Annotated in this window: 20 protein-coding genes; 10 read left to right on the forward strand and 10 right to left on the reverse strand. The window is 71.8% G+C overall.

Annotated elements, in window-relative coordinates:
* Both EEJ42_RS16690 and EEJ42_RS16695 read left to right on the forward strand, forming a co-directional pair.
* Positions 1-674: LysR substrate-binding domain-containing protein (locus tag EEJ42_RS16690; RefSeq protein WP_246096801.1), on the forward strand; the 674-nt coding region annotated here is incomplete at its 5' end.
* Between the two features lie 90 nt (positions 675-764).
* Positions 765-1,328, forward strand: coding sequence for a Uma2 family endonuclease (locus EEJ42_RS16695; protein WP_123100714.1), 564 nt, complete (start codon positions 765-767; stop codon positions 1,326-1,328).
* Positions 1,329-1,355: 27 nt separating this feature from the next.
* On the opposite strand, the gene EEJ42_RS16700 is transcribed toward EEJ42_RS16695, so the two are convergent.
* Both EEJ42_RS16700 and EEJ42_RS16705 read right to left on the reverse strand, forming a co-directional pair.
* Entirely contained in the window at positions 1,356-1,715 is a 360-nt protein-coding gene (locus EEJ42_RS16700; protein ID WP_123100715.1) for a GntR family transcriptional regulator, read from the reverse strand.
* Positions 1,716-1,717: 2 nt separating this feature from the next.
* Positions 1,718-2,689 carry a hypothetical protein gene (locus EEJ42_RS16705; RefSeq protein ID WP_123100716.1) on the reverse strand — a complete coding sequence of 324 codons (972 nt, stop codon included), beginning with the start codon at positions 2,687-2,689 and terminating at the stop codon, positions 1,718-1,720.
* Between the two features lie 110 nt (positions 2,690-2,799).
* Here EEJ42_RS16705 and EEJ42_RS16710 point away from each other — a divergent pair, with 110 nt between their 5' ends.
* Entirely contained in the window at positions 2,800-4,329 is a 1,530-nt protein-coding gene (locus EEJ42_RS16710; protein ID WP_123100717.1) for a helix-turn-helix domain-containing protein, read from the forward strand.
* Positions 4,330-4,459: 130 nt separating this feature from the next.
* Here the strand turns inward: EEJ42_RS16710 and EEJ42_RS16715 are convergent, their stop codons facing one another.
* The 5 genes from EEJ42_RS16715 to EEJ42_RS16735 are packed head-to-tail and all read right to left on the reverse strand — an operon-like array spanning position 4,460 to position 8,495.
* Entirely contained in the window at positions 4,460-5,275 is an 816-nt protein-coding gene (locus EEJ42_RS16715) for an SDR family NAD(P)-dependent oxidoreductase (protein WP_123100718.1), read from the reverse strand.
* Between the two features lie 31 nt (positions 5,276-5,306).
* Positions 5,307-6,404, reverse strand: coding sequence for a serine hydrolase domain-containing protein (locus tag EEJ42_RS16720; RefSeq protein ID WP_123100719.1), 1,098 nt, complete (start codon positions 6,402-6,404; stop codon positions 5,307-5,309).
* 3 nt (positions 6,405-6,407) lie between these two features.
* The gene (locus EEJ42_RS16725) at positions 6,408-6,923 is read right to left on the reverse strand and encodes an ArsR/SmtB family transcription factor (protein ID WP_123100720.1); all 516 of its coding nucleotides are present in this window, start codon (positions 6,921-6,923) and stop codon (positions 6,408-6,410) included.
* Between the two features lie 46 nt (positions 6,924-6,969).
* A complete protein-coding gene (locus EEJ42_RS16730) occupies positions 6,970-7,374 on the reverse strand; it encodes a RidA family protein (RefSeq protein WP_123100721.1) in 405 nt (134 codons plus the stop codon).
* Positions 7,371-8,495, reverse strand: a complete 1,125-nt coding sequence (locus EEJ42_RS16735; RefSeq protein ID WP_123100722.1) for an acyl-CoA dehydrogenase family protein — start codon at positions 8,493-8,495, stop codon at positions 7,371-7,373. The genes EEJ42_RS16730 and EEJ42_RS16735 overlap by 4 nt, the downstream gene beginning before the upstream one ends.
* Positions 8,496-8,622: 127 nt before the next feature.
* On the opposite strand from EEJ42_RS16735, the gene EEJ42_RS16740 reads away from it, so the two are divergent.
* The 3 genes from EEJ42_RS16740 to EEJ42_RS16750 are packed head-to-tail and all read left to right on the forward strand — an operon-like array spanning position 8,623 to position 11,390.
* The gene (locus EEJ42_RS16740; protein ID WP_123100723.1) at positions 8,623-10,260 is read left to right on the forward strand and encodes an AMP-binding protein; all 1,638 of its coding nucleotides are present in this window, start codon (positions 8,623-8,625) and stop codon (positions 10,258-10,260) included.
* A gap of 18 nt (positions 10,261-10,278) precedes the next feature.
* Positions 10,279-11,121, forward strand: a complete 843-nt coding sequence (locus EEJ42_RS16745; RefSeq protein WP_123100724.1) for a PaaX family transcriptional regulator — start codon at positions 10,279-10,281, stop codon at positions 11,119-11,121.
* Positions 11,121-11,390: a hypothetical protein gene (locus EEJ42_RS16750; RefSeq protein ID WP_123100725.1), complete on the forward strand. Its 270-nt coding sequence runs from the start codon at positions 11,121-11,123 to the stop codon at positions 11,388-11,390. The genes EEJ42_RS16745 and EEJ42_RS16750 overlap by 1 nt, the downstream gene beginning before the upstream one ends.
* Here the strand turns inward: EEJ42_RS16750 and EEJ42_RS50900 are convergent.
* Complete coding sequence (locus EEJ42_RS50900; RefSeq protein WP_184503124.1) at positions 11,375-11,965, reverse strand: hypothetical protein; 591 nt, start codon at positions 11,963-11,965, stop codon at positions 11,375-11,377. The two genes, EEJ42_RS16750 and EEJ42_RS50900, sit on opposite strands and share 16 nt — an antisense overlap.
* On the opposite strand from EEJ42_RS50900, the gene EEJ42_RS16765 reads away from it, so the two are divergent.
* Positions 11,874-12,197: a 5-formyltetrahydrofolate cyclo-ligase gene (locus EEJ42_RS16765; RefSeq protein WP_425472919.1), complete on the forward strand. Its 324-nt coding sequence runs from the start codon at positions 11,874-11,876 to the stop codon at positions 12,195-12,197. The genes EEJ42_RS50900 and EEJ42_RS16765 overlap by 92 nt on opposite strands.
* A gap of 5 nt (positions 12,198-12,202) precedes the next feature.
* Here the strand turns inward: EEJ42_RS16765 and EEJ42_RS16770 are convergent, their stop codons facing one another.
* Complete coding sequence (locus EEJ42_RS16770; RefSeq protein ID WP_123100726.1) at positions 12,203-13,693, reverse strand: MFS transporter; 1,491 nt, start codon at positions 13,691-13,693, stop codon at positions 12,203-12,205.
* 86 nt (positions 13,694-13,779) lie between these two features.
* Between EEJ42_RS16770 and EEJ42_RS16775 the strand changes: the two genes are divergently transcribed.
* A complete protein-coding gene (locus EEJ42_RS16775) occupies positions 13,780-14,148 on the forward strand; it encodes a winged helix-turn-helix transcriptional regulator (protein ID WP_123100727.1) in 369 nt (122 codons plus the stop codon).
* A 260-nt stretch (positions 14,149-14,408) separates the two neighbouring features.
* Here EEJ42_RS16775 and EEJ42_RS16780 read toward each other — a convergent pair whose 3' ends face one another.
* Positions 14,409-15,242 carry a helix-turn-helix transcriptional regulator gene (locus EEJ42_RS16780; protein WP_123100728.1) on the reverse strand — a complete coding sequence of 278 codons (834 nt, stop codon included), beginning with the start codon at positions 15,240-15,242 and terminating at the stop codon, positions 14,409-14,411.
* A 130-nt stretch (positions 15,243-15,372) separates the two neighbouring features.
* Between EEJ42_RS16780 and EEJ42_RS16785 the strand changes: the two genes are divergently transcribed.
* Positions 15,373-15,837 (forward strand): nuclear transport factor 2 family protein, encoded by a 465-nt coding sequence (locus tag EEJ42_RS16785; protein WP_123100729.1) that lies wholly within the window; start codon positions 15,373-15,375, stop codon positions 15,835-15,837.
* On the forward strand, positions 15,834-16,688 hold the full coding sequence (locus EEJ42_RS16790; protein ID WP_123100730.1) for an NAD(P)H-binding protein: 855 nt from the start codon (positions 15,834-15,836) through the stop codon (positions 16,686-16,688). Before EEJ42_RS16785 ends, EEJ42_RS16790 begins: the two co-directional genes overlap by 4 nt.
* Positions 16,689-16,720: the final 32 nt, after the last annotated feature.

Raw genomic sequence — 16,720 nt, forward strand, 5'->3', positions numbered from 1 at the left:
CCCGGGCGGACGTCGAGCGGCCGGCCGGGCCCGCCGCCGTGCGGCTGGCCCTCGGCGCCTCACCGCTGGCCATGACGCCCGCGGTCGCCACGGCCCTGGACGAGACGCGCCGCTCCTGCCCCGACGCGGGCGCGGCCGTACGGATCCTCCGCCGCCGGGAGATCCCGGCGGCCGTCGCGACCGGCGCGCTGGACCTGGGGCTCCTCGACGGCCCCGCCACCCCCGGCGCACCCCTGCCGCTGCCCGAGGCCGGGCCGCTGACCACGGTCGCGGTCGCGGAGACGCCGCTGGTCGTCGCCCTGCCGCCCGGCCATCCGCTGGCCCGTCGGCTCGGCCTGCGGCTGGCCGACCTCGCCGACGCCCCCTGGCTGGACGCCCCGGACACCGCGGTGCCGCTGGGCGCCCTGCGCGCCGCGAGCGGCACCGGCGGCTTCCGCGCCTCGCTGACGTACGAGGGCACGGACGTACGCGCCCTCCTCGCCCTGGCCGCGGCCGGTCACGGCCTGGCCCTGCTCCCGCACACGGCCGCCGAGAACGCCCCCGGCATCGCCACGATCCCCCTGACCGCACCCCGCCTGATCCACCGCACCGAACTCCTCCACGGCCCCGCCGTGGACGGCCCGGCCCGCACCCTGGCGGCGGTGCTGACGGGAGACGGTCACCGGTACGGGTGATCGCTGGGCAAGTTCACCCCAGCCCGTTGAGGATTGCGATAGACCTTGCGCAGTCGTCATGCTGCGATGACGACGCCTGGTGGAGGACCAATGAGCGCGCAACCCCATTCGTACACGGCTTCGTATGTGGCCGACGACCCCGAAACCGCACTGAAATACGCGATCCAGCACCACCAGGGGGACCGGGTGCAGATCGTCGAGGGGGTCATCGAACCGTTGTCTCCGACATGGGGCCATGAAAAGGCAGCCGATAAGATCCGTAACCAGATCGCGCCAGCCGTATCCAAACTCGGTTGCGTGTCGGGATCAGGAAATCTGGATCTCCCCGGCAGTAACAACTGGTATGTGCCCGATGTGGCTGTCGTCCCTGAAGACTTGGCGGACGCCACGGCGCTCGTCCCCGAACAGACCCTGCTGGTCGTCGAGATCACCTCGGACTCCAACGGAGACACCGGCCGGATCGTCAAGCGCCGCCGCTACGCCGAGTACGGCGCTCCGCTGTATCTGCTCGTCGACCGGCAGGAGCGCACGTGCACGCTCTACGCCGCGCCCGGGCCCCTCGGCTACACCAAGGTGGACGGCCCGCACCCCTTCGGCACATCCCTCGCGCTCCCCGAGCCGTTCGGCCTGGAGTTGGACACCTCGGACTTCTGATCCGACTGATCCGACTTTCCGCCCGGCTCAGCCGCCCGCCAGCCGGGTGCGCACCAGGGACAGGACCTCCTCGTCCGACAGGCCGAGCGCCCGGGCCTCCTCCACCAGGTTCTGGACGCCCTCCAGGAGCCGGGCCCGGGCGGTGGGCTGTTCGCCGATGACCACGGCGCCGCGGCCGCGGCGCAGGTCGATCAGGTCCTCTTCGCGGAGGCGCTGGTAGCCGCGGAGGACCGTGTGGACGTTGACGCCGAGGGAGTCGGCGAGGGCGCGGGCGGCGGGGAGGCGCTCGCCGGGGCGGAGGGTGCCGTCGGCGATGGCGCCGCGGACGGTGGCGGCGATCTGGTCCCCCAGGGGGACCGGGGAGCCGAGGTCGACACGGAACAGCATGGTCAGCCTCGCGCTCCGGTCGCGGTCGGGCCGCGCTCGACCAGGGTGTTGAGCAGGGCCGCCGCGGTGGCGGCGTCGTCCACCGTCACCACGAACTCCTTGCCGGTGACCAGCCGCAGGAACAGCGCGTCGCCCGAGCGCAGCACCAGGGAGCTGCGCCCCGGCTGGAGGCGGTAGCCCCAGCCGCCGAGGCCGAGGGCGCGGGCCTCGCGGCTGGTGGCCTCCGCGATCCGCTCCAGCGGTATCCGCATCCGCGGGCGCGGGGCGAACCACGGCGCGACGGAGAGGCCGCGGCGGTCGACGGTGACCCGGCAGCGGGACAGCGCCAGCGAGATCAGCCCGCCGACGATCAGTGCCGACTCCGCCGTCACGTCCGTGATCACGGTGAGCGCCACACCCAGCAGGGCGATACCCGCCCCCACGACGACCAGCACGGGCGATCCGACGCTGCGCGTCCAGACGGCGGTCTCGCCCTGGGCGAGCGGCAGCCGGGGCCCGGCCGCCGCCTCGTCGGCCTCATCGGCGGGCGCCGCGTCCCGCCCCGCCAGCAGCCATCCCGCCGAGCCGACGGCCCCGGCGACGGCGAGGGACACGGCCAGGTGCCACAGGGGGAAGCCGACCTGGGCGGCACGGGCGGCCCCGGCGTTGGCGCCGAGCAGCGCGACGAGGTCGTAGCCGAGCATCGCGGCCGTGCCGTACCCCGCGGCGACCAACGTCCGCTGCGCGCCGAGCGCCGTACCCGAGCGGTACGCGACGGCCGAGGCGATGAGGCCGGGCAGCAGCAGAAGGGTGGTGGCCACCGGGAGGAAGGCACCCAGACCGGTGAATCCGTCGGCCTGCCCGCCGGGGCCGATATGGGTGGCGACCGGGTCCGGCAGCCGGTCGCGCAACGCGGCGAAGACGGCCAGGACAGCGGCCCAGGCCAGCAGAAAGGGCAGAGCGACGACGCCCGCGCGCCACCAGGAGCGGGTCACGACAACCTCCCTTGTTCGCGTACTACTAGAACAATGCCCGGGTGGACAGCCCCACACCTCGCCTCACCCCGGTCGCATGCGCATCTCATATCTGAGATAGCCTCTTCTGTATGACTGACGACTACCTCTCCCGCATCGGCAAGCTCATCCGTGACGCCCGTCAGCACCGTGGCTGGACCCAGTCGCAGCTCGCGGAGGCGCTCGGCACCAGCCAGAGCGCCGTCAATCGCATTGAGCGCGGGAACCAGAACATCAGCCTTGAGATGATCGCCCGTATCGGTGAGGCGCTGGACAGCGAAATCGTCTCGCTCGGCTACGCGGGTCCGATGCATCTGCGCGTGGTCGGCGGCCGCCGGCTGTCCGGCGCCATCGATGTGAAGACGAGCAAGAACGCGTGCGTGGCGCTGCTGTGCGCCACCCTCCTCAACGCGGGCCGCACCACGCTGCGGAGGGTCGCCAGGATCGAGGAGGTCTACCGCATCCTCGAAGTGCTGGGCAGCATCGGCGTCCGCACCCGCTGGCTCAACGACGGGAACGACCTGGAGATCGTGCCGCCCGCCGAGCTGGACCTCGACTCCATGGACACCGAGGCCGCGCGCCGCACGCGCAGCGTCATCATGTTCCTCGGCCCGCTCCTTCACCGGATGGACCGCTTCCGGATCCCCTACGCGGGCGGCTGCGACCTCGGCACCCGCACCGTGCAGCCGCACATGACCGCGCTGCGCCCCTTCGGCCTCGAAGTGACCGCCACCGACGGCATGTACCACGCCCGCGTCGACCGCTCGGTCTCCCCCACCCGCGCGATCGTGCTGACCGAACGCGGCGACACGGTCACCGAGAACGCGCTGCTCGCGGCCGCCCGCCACGACGGCGTCACGGTCATCCGCAACGCCTCCTCCAACTACATGGTCCAGGATCTCTGCTTCTTCCTGGAGGAGTTGGGCGTCAAGGTCGAGGGCGTGGGCACCACGACGCTCACCGTCCACGGCGTGACCCACATCGACCGTGACGTCGACTACGCGCCCTCCGAGGACCCGGTGGAGGCGATGAGCCTGCTCGCCGCCGCCGTCGTCACCGAGTCGGAGCTGACGATCCGCCGGGTGCCGGTCGAGTTCCTGGAGATCGAGCTGGCCATCCTGGAGGAGATGGGGCTCGACCACGAGCGCAGCGCGGAGTACGCGGCGGACAACGGCCGCACCCGGCTGATCGACCTGACGGTCCGGCCGTCGAAGCTCCAGGCGCCCATCGACAAGATCCACCCGATGCCGTTCCCCGGCGTCAACATCGACAACGTGCCCTTCTTCGCCGCCATCGCGGCCGCCGCCCAGGGCTCGACGCTGATCCACGACTGGGTCTACGACAACCGCGCCATCTATCTGACGGAGCTGAACCGGCTCGGCGCCCACGTCAAACTCCTCGACCCGCACCGGGTCCTGGTCGAGGGTCCCACCCGCTGGCGCTCCGCCGAGATGATGTGCCCGCCCGCGCTGCGCCCCGCCGTGGTCGTCCTGCTGGCGATGATGGCCGCGCCCGGCACCTCCGTCCTGCGCAACGTGTACGTGATCAACCGTGGTTACGAGGACCTGGCCGAGCGGCTGAACTCGATCGGCGCGCAGATCGAGACGTTCCGCGACATCTGAGGCCCGCCACGGGGCGCCGCGGTACCGCGGCGCCCCGCCCCCGTCAGCCGTTGCCGTCGCGGCGCGTGAGGCGGAAGTCGAACGGCACCGTGCCGCCGTCGAGCGCCGCGACACCGCCGTCCACCGTGANTCAGCCGTTGCCGTCGCGGCGCGTGAGGCGGAAGTCGAACGGCACCGTGCCGCCGTCGAGCGCCGCGACACCGCCGTCCACCGTGAGGGTCGCGCCGTTGACGAAGGAGGCGGCGGGGGACAGCAGCCAGGCGATCGCCTCGGCGACCTCGGCCGGGTCCCCCGGGCGCCCCGCGGGTATGAGGGCGGTCGCCTCTTCGTACGCCTCCTCGACACCGCCGTCCAGTTGCGACTCCTCGGCGAAGCGCGCCATGCGGCGGTCGGCCATCTCGGTGCGCACCCAGCTGGGGCACACGGTGTTGGCCCGCAGCCCCTGGCGGCCGTAGTCGACGGACAGCGAGCGGCACAGCTGGAGCAGTGCGGCCTTGGACGTGGCGTACGCGGCGTTGCCCGTCCCGTTGCGCAGCGCCGAGACGGAGGCGACGGCGACCACCGAACCACGGGCCTTCAGCAGATGCGGGAGCGCCGCTCGCATCAGCAGGAAGGGGGCGGTCAGGTTGGTGCGGAGCACCAGGTCCCAGGTCTCGTCGGACAGGTCCCCCACCGCTCCGCCGCGCCCGGCGCCCGCGTTGAGGACCAGTCCGTCGAGCCTGCCGTAGCGGGCGACGGTGGTGTCGACCAGCTCGCGGACGGCGGTCGCGTCCGTGAGATCGGCGGGGTGGGCCAGCGCGCCGGTCTCGTCGGCGATCTGCCGCAGCGGGCCGGGCCGTCGGCCGCCGATGACGACGTGATGTCCGTCGGCGCGCAGCAACCGGGTGGTCGCGGCGCCGATGCCGGTGCCGCCACCGGTGACGACGACAACACGCTTATCAGCCATGGTTGTCAGGGCTCCTCACGAACGGCGGCGGTCAGTGGGCGGCGTCGAGGTCGTTGAGCAACTCCTCGGCGAGTGGGCCGATCGGGTACTGCTTGCCGTCGGCATCCTGGCTGACGGTGTTCACCATCATCACCACGGCCGTCCCGCTGTCCCTGCAGAACGCCGCGAAGGTGGTGAAGCCGCCGGTGCCGCCGTCGTGGAAGGTCATGGTGCGGCCGCTGGGCAGCGGTATGAGGTGCCAGGCGAGGCCGAGCCGCAAGCCCTTGCCAGCGTCGAAGTGGGGCCGCTGGGTCAGTTCGATGGCCGCCCGCAACGGGGAGCGCTCGGGGCGGAGTTGGGCGGCCAGGTAGCGCAGCATGTCGTTGGCCGTGCTGTACATGGAGCTGCCCGCCCCGCTGAGCACGTGGTCGTGCCAGTCGGGAACCGGTACTCCCCCGGCGTGGCCCACTGCCTTGCGGAGCAGCATGTCCGGCCGCAGGGTCGTCGTGGTGTCGGCCAGACCCAGCGGCCTGGCCACCCGGTGCCGCAGCATCTCGTCCACGCGGTCGAAGGCGAGTGCCTGGCCGAGGAGTCCGAAGCCGAGGTTGGAGTAGGCGTACTTACTGCCTGGTTCGGTGGCGAGGGTGGTCTTGCTCAGGCCCTCGGCCAGGTCGTCCAGCGTGTAGTGCGCGTACGGGTCGTAGGGGTTCGCGCCGTCGAGGAGGCCCTCCGGCAGGCGGGGCAGGCCGGAGGAGTGGGTCGCCAGGTCGGCGAGGGTGATCCGGCGGGGGCCCTTGCGGGGTATGGGGAAGCGGGCGGGCAGGGTGAGCGGTGCGTCGAGGCGCGTTTCGCCCGCGGTGACGGCACGGGCGAGGGCGGTGGCGGTGAGCGTCTTGCCGATCGAGCCGAGCTGGAACACGGTCCGGCCGTTCGGCGTCCGCTTCCCCTTTCCGGCCGCGCCCGCCACGTACGTCCGCCCGCCCTGGATGACGCCGCACACCGCGCTCGGGGCCCCGGCGGCCAGCGCCTGGTCCAGGGTGCGCCGCACCCGTGCGGGCAGGGTGTCGTCGGCCGCGGCGGCGGTGCCGGACAGCAGGGCGGTGCCCGTGGCGGCGGCAGCCGCAGTGGTGATGAATTTACGTCGGTTCATGCGTCATTCCCCCGTGGTCGGTTTGGCTGGTGGCACCACCGCGGACAGCAGCACGAGCAGCGGCACGACCCGGCCCGCGGGCACCTGGTAGTGGCCGCGGCCCTCGGCCTGGAGCCAGCCCGTGGCCGTCAGCTGCTTGAGGTGGTGGTAGAGCTGGCCGGTGGTGTTCAGCCCGGCGGTCTCCTGGAGTTCGGCCGCCGAGCGGGTGCCGCCCAGCACGGCGCGCAGCAGGGTGAGCCGCACCGGGTGGCCCAACGCGGCGTAGGGCGCGGCGTGTTCGGACCAGTCCGCGTCCAGCAGGCCGTCGGTCGTGGCGCCCTGCTGCCATTCGTAGTGCTTGCCGGTGGGCAGCTCGACCGCACCGGTGAACAGCACCTGCCCGTGTCCCGTGCTCCGTCGGCGCAGCCCCTCCAGGGCCCAGAACACCTCGTTCCGCGGGGTGTCCGGCGCTTCGGACTCCAGGCGCGACACCCGTTCTTCGAGTGCGGCGACCCGCTCGTGCAGGGACTCGTCGGCCATGGCCGGAGACTACGGTATTTCGGAATAACAGAGCAAGGGCGTTTCGCTACGGCAGCACCGCGATGCCGTCCAGTTCGACCATCGCCTCCTCGTCCCACAGCCGGACGATGCCGATGACGGCCATCGCCGGATAGTCGCGACCGGCCATCTCCCGCCAGATCCGGCCGAGTTCGGGGGCACACTCGCGGTAGGCGGCGATGTCGGTGGCGTAGACGGTCAGCCGGGCGAGGTCGGTGGGGCTGCCACCGGCGGCCGCCAGCGCGGTGAACAGATTGGTGAGCGCCCGGCGGAACTGGGCGGGGAGGGTGTCCCCGACGACCTTGCCGTCCTGGTCCAGCGCGGTCTGACCGGCCAGGAAGACCAGCTGTCCGCCGGTCGCGGTGACGGCGTGGCTGAATCCGGTGGGCGGGGACAGCTCGGCGGGGTTGATCCGGTGCAGGGGTTCGGTCATCGGTACAGCTCCTTCGCGATGATCGTGCGCTGGACCTCGGTGGCTCCCTCGTAGATGCGGGGCGCGCGCACCTCGCGGTAGAGGTGTTCCAGCAGGTGGCCGCGGCGCAGCGCGCGGGCGCCGTGGATCTGGACGGCCGCGTCCACGACGTACTGCGCGGTCTCGGTGGCCAGCAGCTTGGCCATGGCCGAGCGCCGGGCGATGCCGGGCTCGCCGTCGTCGTACGCGCTCGCCGCCGCGTACACCAGCAGCCGGGCGGCCTCGGTGCGGGTGGCCATCTCGGCGAGCTGGTGCGCGACGGACTGGAGGTCCTTGAGCGGACCGCCGAACGCGGTGCGGCTTCCGGCGTGCGCCAGCGAGGCGTCCAGCGCCGCCTGCGCCATGCCGACGGCGAACGCGCCCACGCTCGGCCGCAGCAGGTTGAGGGTGCGCATCGCGACGCGGAAGCCCGCGTCCGGCACGCCCAGCACGTCCTCGGCGGTGACCGGGACGCCGTCGAAGACGAGGCGGCCGATGGGGTGCGGGCTGAGCATCTCCAGGGGTTCGCCGCCGAGTCCGGGGCGGTCGGCGGGGACCAGGAAGGCGGTGACGCCGCGTGAGCCCGCGCCCGGGGTGGTGCGGGCGAAGACGGTGGTGACATCGGCCTCGGGCGCGTTGGAGATCCAGCACTTCTCGCCGGTCAGCCGCCAGCCCCCGGCCCCGTCCCGGTCGGCCCGCAGGGTGAGCGCGGCCGCGTCCGACCCGGCGTCCGGCTCGCTCAGCGCGAAGGCGGCGACGGTACGGCCCGCCCGGATCCCGGGCATCCAGCGCTCGTACAGCTTCTCGCCGCCGGACAGCACGATCGGGTACGCGCCGAGCCCCTGGAGGGCGAGCGCCGTCTCGGCCTCGGTGCACTCCATGGCCAGCGACTCGCGCAGCAGGCACAGATCGAGTGCCCGGACCGGCCCGTCCTCCGGGAACAGCCGCTCCAGCAGGCCCAGTTCGCCCAATGCCTCGGTCAACGGCCGGTTGACGCGCCCCGGCGTACCGGCGTCCGCGAGCGGCCGCAGCCGGTCGCGGGCCAGCGCGCGCAGCCGTGCGCACCAGCGCCGCTGCTCCGGATCCAGTGCGAATGACGGCATCGGGGGCCTCCCTCGGCACAACCCTTATCGCGGCATATTGACTGTCGTCACCATCACGTTACGCTGACAAGGCGGCTTCAGACAGCCATCCGGCAGGCACATCGGGCAGGCAGGGGGCGCATCCTCGATGGAGCTCAGGCCTTCGGCACACGTCGACACCTTCTCCCGTGACCACCTCCCGCCCGCCGGCCAGTGGCCCGGGCTCCTCCTGGACCTGCCGGGGCCACGCCGCCCCGACCGGCTCAACTGCGGGGCGGAGTTACTGGATCGCACGGTGGAGCGGTACGGCCCGGAGCGGGCCGCCGTGCGCGACGGCTCCGGCACGGTGTGGACGTACGGGGACCTGCGCGCGCACGTCGACCGCATCGCGCACACCCTCACCACCACGCTCGGCGTCGTCCCCGGCAACCGGGTGCTGCTGCGCGGCCCCACCTCGCCCTGGCTGGCCGCCTGCTGGCTCGCCGTCATGAAGGCGGGCGCGGTCGCGGTGACCGTCCTCGCCGCCCAGCGGTCCCGCGAACTGGCCACGATCTGCGACATCGCCCGGGTCGGGCACGCGCTGTGCGACGCGCGGTGCGCGGACGACCTCGTCAAGGCCGAGGTGCCGGGGCTGCGCACCCTCACCTACGGCGGTGACGCGCCCGACGACCTGCTGCGGCTCGCGGCCCGCGCGCCCGCGTCGTACGAGGCCGTCCCGACCTCCGCCGACGACGTCGCCCTCATCGCCTTCACCTCGGGAACCACCGGGCGGCCCAAGGGCTGCATGCACTTCCACCGCGATGTGCTCGCCATCGCCGACACCTTCTCGGCCCAGGTGCTGCGGCCCACCCCCGACGACGTGTTCGCGGGCAGCCCGCCGCTCGGCTTCACCTTCGGCCTCGGCGGTCTCGTCGTCTTCCCGCTGCGCGCCGGGGCGTCGGCGCTGCTGACCGACCGGGGCGGCGGCGGGGCGGAGCGGCTGCTCGCCGACATCGCACGGCACCGGGTGTCGGTGCTGTTCACCGCGCCGACCGCCTACCGGGCCATGCTGAACCGGCTGCGCACCGAACCCGGGGCGTACGACGTCTCCTCGCTGCGCCGCTGCGTCTCCGCCGGGGAGAACCTGCCCGCCGCCACCTGGCACGACTGGCACGAGGCCACCGGGCTGCGCATCATCAACGGCATCGGCGCCACCGAACTGCTCCACATCTTCCTGTCCGCCGCCGACGACGCGATCCGCCCGGGGACGACGGGCGTTCCGGTGCCCGGTTTCGAGGCCCGGGTGGTCGACGCGGACTTGTGCCCCGTCCCCGACGGCGAACCGGGCCTGCTCGCCGTGCGCGGCCCGACCGGCTGCCGCTACCTGGCGGACGAGCGCCAGCTCACGTACGTACGCGACGGCTGGAACCTCACCGGTGACACCTACATCCGCGATCCGGATGGCTACTTCCGCTATGTGGCACGCGCGGACGACATGATCATCTCGTCCGGGTACAACATCGCGGGCCCCGAGGTCGAAGAGGCCCTGCTGCGCCACCCCGACGTGGTCGAAGCCGCCGTCACCGGGCAGCCGGACGCGGAGCGCGGCACGATCGTCGTCGCCCACGTGGTCCTGCGCGCGGGCGTCCCGCGCACCGAGGAGACGACGGCCGCCCTCAAAGCCCACACCACCGCCGAACTCACCCCCTACAAATGCCCGCGCCGCTTCGTCTTCCTCGACGCACTCCCCCGCACCGCCACCGGCAAGCTCCAGCGCTACCGCCTCCGCGACGGCGCCCTACAGTGACCGCCTTACAGTGACCCCGTGAACGAGCAGCACACCCCGCGCTCCCTCATCGTCAGCCACTACGGCGCGCACGGGCGCGGCACCCCCGGCCATCCGGCCGGGCCGGTGCCCGTCGCCGCCCTCATCCGGCTGCTGGGCACCGTCGGCGTCGACCCGCCCTCGGTGCGCTCCGCCGTCTCCCGCCTCAAACGGCGCGGCCTGCTGGTCGCCGACCGCACCGCCACCGGTGCCGCGGGCTACGCCCTGTCCGCCGACGCCCGCCAGCTCCTCGACGACGGCGACCACCGCATCTACCCCCGCCCGGCCCCCGGGCCCGACCGCTGGCTGCTCGCCGTCTTCTCCGTCCCCGAACAGGAGCGCAACAAGCGCCACCTGCTCCGCTCCCGCCTCTCCCGCCTCGGCTTCGGCACCGCCGCCCCCGGCGTCTGGATCGCCCCGGACCGCCTCTACGACGAGACCCGCCACACCCTGGAACGCCTCGGCCTCGACTCCTACGTCGACCTCTTCCGGGGCGACCACGCGGGCTTCACCCCCACCGCCGAGGCGGTCCGCCGCTGGTGGGACCTGGACGAACTCGCCGCCCTCCACCACGCGTTCCTCGCCGCCCACGAACCGGTCCTCGCCCACTGGACCGACCACACCCCCACCCCCGAAGCCGCCTACCGTGACCACCTCCTGGCCCTCGACTCCTGGCGCCACCTCCCCTACGCCGACCCCGGTCTGCCGCCCGCCCTGCTCCCCGACGACTGGCCCGGCGCCCGCGCCGCCGAGGTCTTCACCGCCCTCCACGCCCGCCTGCGCGACGCAGCCGCGGAGCACGCCGCCGCCGTGCTGCACGGGACGACGGCGAGACCGGCCTGATGGCACTCGTAGCCCTGGGGTTCTCCCTCATACCGTGGTTATGGGCCCTCGCCGCCACCATCCCCTCCCGCGAGGCCCGAACGGGAGTGCTCTGGGCCCTCCTCCACGTCTCCGCCACCGGCGCCCTCCTGCTGTGGCTGCGCGCCGACGCGGGCGTGGAGTCGGCAACTCTGAGGAAGCTCCTCGCCCCGCCACTGCTCGCCGGCGGCATCCGGCTCGTCTACGAGATCCACCGCCACCTCACCGGCCACACTCACAACAAGCCCTGAGCCCAGGAGGCACGGTGTTTCCTCTGCCACGAGGCGCGACCGGTTTCTTCCGACCCGAGCACGGCCCGCTCCCGGAAACCGGCGTGCGCGCCTTCCGCACCGCCCTCCACGCCGCCGCCCGAGCGAGCGGGGGCCGGGTCGGCACGGTGCAGGAGCGGACGTACCCCCAAACCTTCCACACCGCCTCGATCATCCGGCGCGCCGACGAACATGTCGTCCTGTGCCACGCCCATCACCCCTGGATCGCCTTCGCCGAGGAGCGGCGGACGGGGTACGACGACGGCTTCGCCTCCCCACCTCCCTGGTCGGGCCTGGTGGTCGGCTGCCATGTCCGTCGCAGTCACGGCGTTGGTTACCAACTCCGAGACGATCAGAAGCGCGTCTTCTTCGATAGTGGCCGCGCGCCACTTGGACAGCGCAAGCCTGAGGAAGTGGCGCGAGGCAGAAACGGCCTCAGGTGCCGCAGCCAGTGTCAGTTGGTCCATGAAGCGGAACCGGTCGGGGGCGCGGCTCGGGAAGGGCGCCGGATACTCCGACCTGGAGGTCGCGCTGTTGATTGAGGCGGGCTTGGTCACGTCCGAGACGGTGATCGTCGCGCCGGTCCACTCGCTTCAGGTGATCGAGGAGGCGATGCCGGAGAGCGAGCATGATTTCCGGGTGGACTACGTCGTCACGCCCGACGAGGTCATTCCGTGCAGCAGCCCGCGCCGCCCTCACGGCCTCGTACGAAAGAACCTCACCGCCGAGAAGATCGCTGCCATCCCGGTCCTCTCGGCACGATTTCGGAGTTCCGGTGAGTCCTGCTGACACGGTCAGCGGTTGGCGTTCTCGGCGACCGACTCAGGAGCGTCTTGCGCAGGCGTCCGACGTTGCGGTGTGGCGTGGGACCGCAGCACGGTCGCGGCGAGGAGGAGAGCGGCGGCGACGAGGCCCGCGCCTGAGCGGAAGGCGAACTGGTAACCGCTGGTGAGTGCCGAGGCGGTGCTCTCGCCGTGGCCCAGCAGTGCGTCTGTGTGCGAGGCGGCGAGCGTGCTGAGGACCGCGAGGCCGAGGGCGCTGCCTATCTGCTGCATGGTGTTGAACATGCCGGAGGCGATCCCGGAGTCCTCGGGCGTGGCCGCTGACATTGCGAGTGTGGCCAGTGACGGCATCGCGAGACCGAAGCCGATGCCGAGTGGGACCAGTGCGGGCAAGATGTCCACGAAGTAGCTTCCGCCTGCCGGAACCCGGCCGAGCGTGGCCAGCCCCGCCGCGATGAGCGCGAGCCCCGGAAGCAGTACGGCGCGCGGGCCAAAGCGCGCGATCAGCCTGGGCGAGAAGCCGAGGGAGAGCGCGCCGATCGCCACCGAGACCGGGAAGATGCCGAGGCCGGTGTGCATCTCGTTGAAGCCGAGCACTTTCTGCAGGTAGAGCACGCACAGGAATGGGAAGCTGAACATCCCGGCCACCATGAGGGCCTGGATGCCCATCGCTCCTGAGACGTTGCGCGAGCGGAACACACGCAGCGGAAGAAGTGGGCTTGCCCCTTTCATCTGGCGGGCGAGAAAGGCGAGGAGCAGGGCGAGTGCCGCGGCGCCGAAGCCCAGCGTGTGTGCGGAATGCCAGCCGTAGTCGGTGGTCTCGACGATGGTGTAGACGCTGAGCATCAGTGCGGACGTGACCAGGAACGCGCCCACGACGTCCGTGCCCCTGCCAAGGCCGACACCGCGCTCGGAGTGGAGCATGCGTCCGGCCAACAGCGCCGCCACGATACCGATCGGGACGTTGACGAAGAAGATCCAATGCCAGTTGATGGTCTGCGTCAGGGCGCCACCCGCGAGGAGACCCAGCGAGCCACCGGCGGACTGGACGAAGCTGTAGACGCCGATGGCCTTCGCCCGCTCCTTCGGCTGCGGGAACAAGGTCACAACCATGCCGAGGGTGACGGCAGAGGCCACCGCGCCACCAGCACCCTGGACGAACCGCGAGGCCAGTAGCATCGCCGGGGTCTGGGACACGCCGCAGAGCAACGAGGCAGCGGTGAAGACGATCAGGCCCGTGACGAAGACCCGCTTGCGTCCGATCAGGTCGCCGAACCGTCCGGCAAGCAGCAGCAGGCCGCCGAAGGGGACCAGATAGGCGTTGACCACCCAGGCCAGGTTTGACGAGGAGAAATGCAGGTCTGCCTGGATGGACGGCAGTGCCACATTGACGATGGTCCCGTCGAGGATCACCATCAGCTGGCCGGAGCAGAGCACGGCCAGCGCCGACCAACGCGATCTCTGTGCTGATGAGGCGGTTCTGAGCACGGGGCTTCCTCCCATGGGGCATGATTTGTTACAGCAGTAATCTTCTGTAACCATCAAGCGGCGCGGAAGGAGGCACTTTCTTGTCACACAGTCACACGGATGTGTCCGCCCAGGTCAGTAACGAGGCATGTCCGCTCACCGAGGTCCTCGACCACGTCGCAGGCAAGTGGAGCATCGGCATCCTCGTCGCCGCCGCCCATGGACCGGTCCGCTTCACCGAGCTGGAGCGCGCCATCGCAGGCATCAGTCGACGCATGCTCACCTTGAACCTGCGCAAGCTGGAACGCGACGGGTTGCTCATCCGGACCGTCTACCCCACCGTTCCGCCCAAGGTCGAATACAGCCTCACACCCATGGCCCGAGAGCTCCACGCAACCCTGAGCGGGCTCGTCGGCTGGGCAGAACGCCACCGGGTCGACATCACCAACGCCCGAGCCGCCTACGACGCCGCCGCTGAACCAGCCACCTGACTCCTGCCGATACCCGGTGCGCGCCCCCTGACGGGCTGTAGGCCCGCAATCGGAATGTCCCGCTCCGCGATGGCGACCTGCGCGTTCCCGGTTCGTCTCATTCGGAGGCCACGGCTTCTCGTCCCACGATCTTGTCCCTTTGCAGAGGGCGAGGAGAGGGGCGCCCCAGGCGGAGGACGCGGTGGTGTTCGGCCGGTGCGGCCGGCCCGCGACCCGAGCGGCCCTCGACGTCAACGGTGCGTCGGATCAGGGCTGACCGTTCACCGGCTGCGTGCTCCGAGCCGGGCCAGTGCGGCGGCGCTCGGGCTGCCTGGTTCAGCCTGGTACATGACCAACTGCAGATCGGTTCCCGGCAGCAGCAGGGTTTGGGAGATCACCTCCAGGTCGCCCAGCTGGGGGTGGCGCAGCACCTTGCGCAGTGTGGGTACCGGTCGTACGTCGTGATCGCGCCAGCCAGCGGCGAATTCCGCGCTGTGGGCGGCGAGTTCGTTGATCAGCTCGCCGAGCATGCGGTCGGCCGGGTACCGGACACTGGCTGCCCGCAGCTGCGCGGCGAACTGCCGGGCGAACTCGCCTTCCGCGCCCTGCGCCGCCCGGCAGAACGTGCCGCCAAGGCGGATGGCCAGCCGCACCGTGTTGCGCTCCGCTGCGTGCATCTGCTCGAAGCCGGGGATCAGCGCGGCCACCTCGGCATTCCAGGCCACGATGTCCTGCCGCTCGTCGACCAGGTAGGCGGGGGTCGGCGCAAGCCGGTCAAGGAGCCGGTGGGCCTCGTCGGGAACCGGCTGTCGATCGGCGTCCGTGCCGGGTGGCACCTGCCCGGCCAGCCGCGCCAGGTGCTCGCGCTCCGCTGTGCTGAGCTGAAGCGCCGTACCGAGCGTGGTGAGTACCTCCGGGGACGGGCGCGGCGCGCGGGCCTGTTCGAGCCGTTCGTAGTAGCTGACCGACACCCCGGCCAGTGCGGCCACCTCTTCCCGGCGCAATCCTGGTGTACGGCGGGCACGTCGGCCCGGGGGGTGCGTGCCCGGCGACCGTTCCGGATGCAACGCCTCCCGCCGATGGCGCAGGAAGTCGGCCAGTTCCCTTCTGCTCACCCGTTCATGGTGGCACCCGTTGCCGCGCTTAGCCACGGACTGGCGGTCCGGGGCTCAGTCGTCGGTTCCCGGGACGCGCGCCCGCGCCCAGTCTGGACGGGTCGCACCCCGTCGAACACCGGAGGACACCATGCCGAGCACACGCGAAGACTCGACGAGCACCCCCGAAGCAACAATCCGGCGGATGCTGGACCTGATGACGGCCGGCGACACCGACGCCGCCGCCGACTTGTGGGCGGACGACGGCGTCGCCGAGTTCCCGTTCGCCGCGGGAACCTCACCGCGCCGACTGACCGGGCGGAACGAGATCCGCGCCTACCTGGCCCGCCTCCCTGAGCTGATGGACGTACGGGAGATCCCCTCGATGACCGTGTACCGGACGCAGCAGCCGGACACGCTCGTCGTGGAGTTCACGGGAACCGGATCCACAGTACGTACGGGAGAGCCGTATCGGCTGGACTACATCGTGGTACTCACCGTCCAGGACGGTCTGATCACCTGCTACCGGGACTACTGGAGCCCGCTGGCCACCGCGGCGGCGGCCGGCACGCTGCCCGAACTGCTCGACGCGCTGTGCCCGGAGGATGCCCGATGACCGGCGTGCTGGTGACCGGCGGCACCGGGAAGACCGGGAGCATCCTGGCGGAACTGCTGCGCGGCCAGGGCGTGCCGGTCCGGGTAGCCAGCCGGACCCCTGCTGCCAGTGACCCTGACGCGATCCGATTCGACTGGAGTGACCCGAGGACCCATCCCGCCGCACTGCGCGGAATGGACCGGGTGTTCCTGGTGCCACCGGTTCAGAGCGTGGATCCCCTGCCGCTGGTCGGACCGTTCCTGGCCGAGGCGCAGCACCTCGGCGTGCGCAGGGTGGTGCTTCTCGGCTCTGCCATCGTGCTACCGAACGCCCCCAGCGCGCTGGAGCTGGCCGCACGGGTGCGGGCGCACCCCGGGTGGGCCGTGCTGCGCGCGTCCGGGTTCATGCAGAACTTCCTGCGCCCACACCCGCTGGGCGAACGGATCCGTCGGCACGGCGAGATCCGTACCGCCGCCGGGGAGGGACGAGTGGGCTGGATCGACGTCCAGGACGTCGCGGCCGCCGCCTGCGCCCTGCTGACCGACACGGCCGTCGAGCCCGACGACCGCCGTGACTACCTGCTCACCGGACCGAAGGCACTGAGCTACGCGGACGCGGCGGCGACCATCACCACCGGCGCCGGCCGACCGGTGCGCGTGGTACACATCGACACCGACGAACAGGCGGCTGACCACCGCGCGACAGGCATCCCCGCCGAGTTCGCGCATGCCCTCGCGGCCGTGGAAGACAGCATCCGGGCCGGTCGGGAAGACCAGGTCAGCACCGACGTACTGGGCCTGACCGGCCGCGCGCCGCGCACTTTCACCGAGTTCGTCCACCAGCATGCGCAGGAGTGGGGGGTGATGCCGTAAGCCCTCCTGCGAACCTACACGGGCAACCGCGT

Origin of the sequence: Streptomyces botrytidirepellens (genome assembly GCF_003721215.1) — a bacterium.
GTDB classification, from domain to species: Bacteria; Actinomycetota; Actinomycetes; order Streptomycetales; family Streptomycetaceae; genus Streptomyces; species Streptomyces himastatinicus.